The organism is Actinokineospora sp. (genome assembly GCF_050699995.1).
Classification (GTDB): Bacteria; Actinomycetota; Actinomycetes; order Mycobacteriales; family Pseudonocardiaceae; genus Actinokineospora.
Genome location: NZ_JBOHGC010000254.1, coordinates 1 through 2,481, shown reverse-complemented (window position 1 = coordinate 2,481; position 2,481 = coordinate 1). Strand labels below are relative to the sequence as shown.

Below are 2,481 nucleotides of genomic sequence, written 5' to 3'. Positions count from 1 at the left end.
CGTACGGACCGTCCGGCAAACCGCGGCACCCGACGATGACCCGGTCCCGATCGACCGCGTCGAGCACCCGCCTGACCAGCCAGGTCTTGCCCATCCCGGGTTCCCCCGTGATCACCACGACGCCGGGAGAGCCGGTCACGGCCGCGACCACGTCGGAAGTCAGCGAGTCGGCCCCCACGGAACACCTCCCCAGCTCTGCACCTCAGCGGACATAGTCCTCACAAGCGCACCCGAAGGCCACCACCATTTACATACATACATGTATGTATGATGGAAGTGGATCTAGCCGAAGGGGGATGTGCGATGCCAGTCCAGTTGGCCAAGCAAGTACGTCGCGTCGAGCCGTCCGACCCGGTCGGGGGCGGCCATGACTACGCCGACGCGTTCGAGGTGGACCTGCCCGGTCCCGATCCCCACCCGCCGGAGGACTGGCTCCGGGCGGGGCTGGCGGCCACCGGGGGCGTGGTCAAGCGGATCGTGGGCGTGCTGGTGGGACGTCGGGTCGAACCCTCGCGCCGGGTGATGACAACCTTCCTGTACTTCCGGCGGCCGGTGCTCGCCCGGCTCGTCTGGTTCTTCGTCGGCCTGGGGCACCGGCGGACCGCGCTGAAGGTCATCACCGCCAAGACCGACTGAACGGAGCCAGGATGCGGACCAGTCACGCCGACCGCAGCGCACGCACGCGGACCGCGCTGCTGGAATCCGCCGCACGGGGGCTATCCCGGTACGGCTACGGCAATCTCGTGCTCGACCAGGTGGCCAAGGACGCCGGGTACACCCGGGGCGCGCTCTACCACCAGTTCAAGGACAAGCAGGACCTGGTCCTCGCCGTGTGGGAGTGGGTGATCGACACCTGGCGGGCGGAGGTGGAGGAGTTCGTCGGCCAGGAGTCGGAGCCCGTCGCGGCGCTGCTCACCCTCGCCCGCGGGCACGCCCTCTTCTGCAGGCGCGACGTGGCACGCATGGCGATCGCGCTGCGCGTGGAGTTCTCCGGCCAGGACCACCCGGTCGGCGACGTGGTCGAGCGGAGCTACGCCCTGCTCACCGACACCTGCCGCCTGCTCATCGAAGCCGGTCGCGACAACGGATCGATCCCACCAGGGCCCCCGGTCGACGTGCTCGCGTCGGCGTACATCGGCGCGCTGGAGGGGACCGTGATCGCCCTCGCCGGGCGTGCGCCGCATGACGAGCTGCTCGCGGCCCGGGTCGCCGCGGGCGTGCTCGGCCTCACCCACGACCCGCGAACGGAGGCACCACAGTGAAACTGCCGAAGACCGCGCACACCTCGCAACCCTGGCGCGTCCACGAGATCACCCGCGACTTCGACCTGGAGGACGTGTGGGCGCTGCCGACCCCCGGCGGCCCCGACGACTTCCCGCGACTCGTGCGCCAGTTCGCCGCGGGCGACACGTCGGACAACCCGTCCCGCGCCGCCCGCGCGCTCTTCGCCATCCGGTGGAAGCTCGGCAAGCTCTTCGGTTGGGACGAACCGGATTCCGGCCTCGGCACCCGAGTGGAGACGCTGCGCGACCGGCTGCCCGCCGATCTCCGGGAAACGCCGCCCGGACCCGCCGTCGAGAGTGTCCCCTTCAAGACGGTGTACCTGACGGACCGCGAGTGGGTGGCGGAGATCGCCAACCAGACCGTGCACGGAGTGATGCACCTCGGCTGGGTCCAGGACGGCGACGGTGGGTACCGCGGCCAGATGGCCGTGCTGGTCAAGCCGAATGGCCTGCTCGGCAAGGCGTACATGGCGGGCATCGCGCCGCTGCGCCACCTGATCGTGTACCCGGCGATGATTCGGGGCATCGGACAGAAGTGGCGGGCGGGCATGCCGCAAGCGCGCTGACCGGCTGCCACGGGTCGCCACCCCCGGCGGTTCTGTCATAGAGTGCCCGCCGGGGGTGCGAACAGGGTGAACTTCAAGGTTGATCCACCGTCCGTCAGCGCGCTGGCGAAACTGATGGGTCGGGCGGGCTCGGCGGCGTCGATCTTCGCCGCGGCGAACAACGGCGCGGGGCCCAGCGAGTTCGGCGAGGGCCTCCTTCGGGTGTTTCTCGACCCGGCCGGGCACCCATTCTGTCTCGTGTTCGATGTCGACTAGCGACGGCCGCTAGTCCAGGAGCGTGCCCAGGCTGGTCCGCGACGACACCTCGAGTTTGCGCATGATGTTGGCGACGTGGCATTCGACCGTGCGCCGCGACAGGGTCAGCTTCTCCGCGATCTCCCGGTTGGTCAGCCCGCTCGCGGCGAACTTCGCGATCGCCTTCTCCCGTGGGGACAACGCGTTCCCGTAGCCCCGGCGGCCCCGCGTGGGACGGGCCGAATCGTGGCGCCGCAACGCTTTGCGGCAGCGCAGGGCGTCGGTGGTGGCGGTGAGTGCGGTGAACCCGGCCTCGGCGGCCCGCAGGTCACGCACCGCCGTGGTCAGGTCGCCCGCGTCGGCCGCGCACAGCCCGGCCAGCTCGGTCGCCCGGGCGG

General features: G+C 70.5%; 6 protein-coding genes. 4 read left to right on the top strand and 2 right to left on the bottom strand.

What is annotated here, in order from left to right; all coding sequences use genetic code 11:
- The coding region (locus ACRDSQ_RS13160; RefSeq protein ID WP_431421276.1) for an AAA family ATPase at positions 1 to 139 on the bottom strand (139 nt) is incomplete at its 3' end.
- A gap of 164 nt (positions 140 to 303) precedes the next feature.
- Here ACRDSQ_RS13160 and ACRDSQ_RS13155 point away from each other — a divergent pair.
- The 4 genes from ACRDSQ_RS13155 to ACRDSQ_RS13140 all read left to right on the top strand — a co-directional run bounded on the left by ACRDSQ_RS13155 (position 304) and on the right by ACRDSQ_RS13140 (position 2,104).
- Positions 304 to 636 (top strand): hypothetical protein, encoded by a 333-nt coding sequence (locus ACRDSQ_RS13155; protein WP_431421274.1) that lies wholly within the window; start codon positions 304 to 306, stop codon positions 634 to 636.
- Between the two features lie 11 nt (positions 637 to 647).
- Positions 648 to 1,262, top strand: coding sequence for a TetR/AcrR family transcriptional regulator (locus ACRDSQ_RS13150; protein ID WP_431421272.1), 615 nt, complete (start codon positions 648 to 650; stop codon positions 1,260 to 1,262).
- On the top strand, positions 1,259 to 1,849 hold the full coding sequence (locus ACRDSQ_RS13145; RefSeq protein ID WP_431421270.1) for a DUF2867 domain-containing protein: 591 nt from the start codon (positions 1,259 to 1,261) through the stop codon (positions 1,847 to 1,849). The genes ACRDSQ_RS13150 and ACRDSQ_RS13145 overlap by 4 nt, the downstream gene beginning before the upstream one ends.
- Positions 1,850 to 1,915: 66 nt before the next feature.
- Positions 1,916 to 2,104 carry a hypothetical protein gene (locus ACRDSQ_RS13140; protein WP_431421268.1) on the top strand — a complete coding sequence of 63 codons (189 nt, stop codon included), beginning with the start codon at positions 1,916 to 1,918 and terminating at the stop codon, positions 2,102 to 2,104.
- A 9-nt stretch (positions 2,105 to 2,113) separates the two neighbouring features.
- On the opposite strand, the gene ACRDSQ_RS13135 is transcribed toward ACRDSQ_RS13140, so the two are convergent.
- Positions 2,114 to 2,481: helix-turn-helix transcriptional regulator (locus ACRDSQ_RS13135; protein WP_431421267.1), on the bottom strand; the 368-nt coding region annotated here is incomplete at its 5' end.